Here is a 2,338-nt window from a genome sequence, read left to right as displayed (position 1 = left end):
CGTGCCGCTGCGGAGACAGGCTACTGGTTGTGCCGGAATTCGATGCAAAGGGGCACTGACCAGCTCGCTGGACGCAACGATTCGCCGACATTCGGCGTTTTGGCTGAAATTCAGTGGTAGTGGGCTGGGGGAGCTGGGTTCAATCAAGTGCAGCTTCAGGGTCACGGGCGAGTGATCGAACGCGAGGTGCTCGCCAGCCCCGAATTGCCCACGTGCAGTTCGCAGAGGACTAGACTGTGATGTTGGAGTCGCAGTTGGAATCGCAGCGGGGCGATTTCTGCACGCAACAGGCACCGGGAGAATAGACGATGTTGACCAATGAATTGGCGAGTTTGTCACAGTCTCAGCAGTCGACCATCTGTCGCGCTGCGTCCGCGATGGTCCAGGCGGCGGTCCAGGGATCGGACCCTCATGATCAAGTCAGCCAGTTGGGGGAATTGGCGGAGTTGCCGATTGAAGGTGTGTTTGTGACCGTTAAACGTGGGCAAACGTTACGCGGTTGTTGTGGTCGGCAAGGACAAACGGCAAGCTTGGGGCCAGGGTTAGCTGATGCGGCGGCGCGGACCGCACGCGACCCGCGGATGGCTCCCTTGTCGGCCAGCGAGTTGCCGTACTTGAACCTGTCGGTTTCATTGCTCGGTCCGCTACGCAATTTGGAAGCCATTGGAGACGACCGGGCCGCAGCGGTTCAGGTCGGTGAGCATGGGTTGCGGATTTCGATGGGACAAAACGGTGGTCTGTTGTTGCCACAGGTTGCGATCGAGCAGGGGTGGAATGCGAATCAATTCCTTGATGGCGTTTGCAGCAAGGCCGGCTTACCGGCCGGCGCGTGGCGCAGCGACGATGCGGAGTTGCAGTTGTTTGATGGTGTGTATTTCGACAGCGAATTTCAATGTGATGATTCCCTGCGGCCGCCAGAGAAAATGTTTTTGTCGCCACAGGAACGGCAAAGTTGTTGCGACTGGATTCGTAACAACTGTGTCGCCTTGCTGACGGGCGCCACACCGGTTTACTACCCGCCCGGCGTCAGCGATGCCGAGGTGTTGGGGTTGGTATTGTCGATCAACCACCCTCGCTGCGGTTCCCAACAGTGGTTGCAACTGAGTCTTAAATCCACCCGCCCGATGCAGTCATCGCTGTTTCAGATGACCGGTCAAGCTGTGACGTGGTTGCACGAGCGGGTTTGTGCCGGTGACGCAGTGGAGGCGGAGTCGATCGCTCGAGAGTGCCATGTCAAGATTGCGGTGCTGGGGGATTGCGTCCACCATGGCAAAGCCACCGATGCCGACCTCCGCGGGTTGGAGGTCGGCGGTCGCGCGGTCGTGTTGACTGACGGGCGCCGGTGGTCAGTGGTGTTCAAGGACGGTTGCGAGGCCGCCGAATTGATCGATTTGGCACGCGATCTGGAATCTTTTCGCGGTGGCGAACAGCTGTACTCGATGCACTGCGATTGTTCCAGCGATTCGATGGCGGTTTCGGTGGGGCCTCGAGCCGACTCCGCGATTCGGACGCGACCGCCCGCTGTGGCGGGATCGTTTTATCCGGCGGATGATGAATCACGCGAGGCCGCCGTCGATGGCTTGCTCGATGGATTGCCGCCTTGCGAAAAACAGCCGGTGTTCGCGGTCATGGTCCCCCACGCGGGACTGCGGTACAGCGGACGAATCGCAGCCGACGTGTGGCGGCGCATCGAAGTCCCCAGCCGAGTGCTGGTGATCGGCCCCAAACACACCAATGATGGTGTGGATTGGGCGGTGGCGCCGCACGACAATTGGCAACTTAGTCCGACAGCCGCGATTTCGGGTGACCAGGAACTGGCGGAGGAATTAGCAGCGCAGATTCCGGGAATGGAGTTGGATGCCAAGGCGCATGCCCGTGAGCATGGCATCGAAGTGCAATTGCCGCTGATGCTGAGATTCTGTCCCGACACCAAGTTGGCTGCGATTGCGATGTCCGGTGGCGATCCGGATCAGCTGGCGGAGACAGCAACGGCACTGGCGGATTGGATTCGCGACCAGGATGATCCGCCGCTGTTGGTCGTCAGCAGTGACATGAATCACTTTGCCGATGACCAGGAAAACCGCCGTCGCGATCGATTGGCGCTGGATGCCTTGGCAACCGGCGACGGGAAGGAATTGTTGTCCGTTTGTCGTCGTGAGAGTATCAGCATGTGCGGCCAAGTCCCCGCGGCGCTGGTGATGATGGTGATGGATCAACTCGGCAAACAGGCCAAAGCGGTCGAAATCGGCTATGCAACCAGTGCCGATTGCGGAGCCGACAAGGACCGCGTGGTAGGCTACGCAGGCGTCATTTGGAACGCCTAGGCGCGGATGATTCA

Annotated in this window: 1 protein-coding gene; it reads left to right on the top strand. The window is 59.8% G+C overall.

Annotated features, from left to right (window positions below; translation table 11 throughout):
- The first annotated feature begins 308 nt into the window (after window positions 1-308).
- Complete coding sequence (gene amrB / locus NHH03_RS27275; protein ID WP_253161526.1) at window positions 309-2,324, top strand: AmmeMemoRadiSam system protein B; 2,016 nt, start codon at window positions 309-311, stop codon at window positions 2,322-2,324.
- The last annotated feature ends 14 nt before the right edge of the window (window positions 2,325-2,338 follow it).

The sequence above is a fragment of the Stieleria tagensis genome, assembly GCF_024129865.1.
In the GTDB taxonomy this organism is placed as follows: domain Bacteria; phylum Planctomycetota; class Planctomycetia; order Pirellulales; family Pirellulaceae; genus Stieleria; species Stieleria tagensis.
Note: the sequence above shows the minus strand (reverse complement) of the source record. Positions and strands in the feature narration are given on the sequence as shown.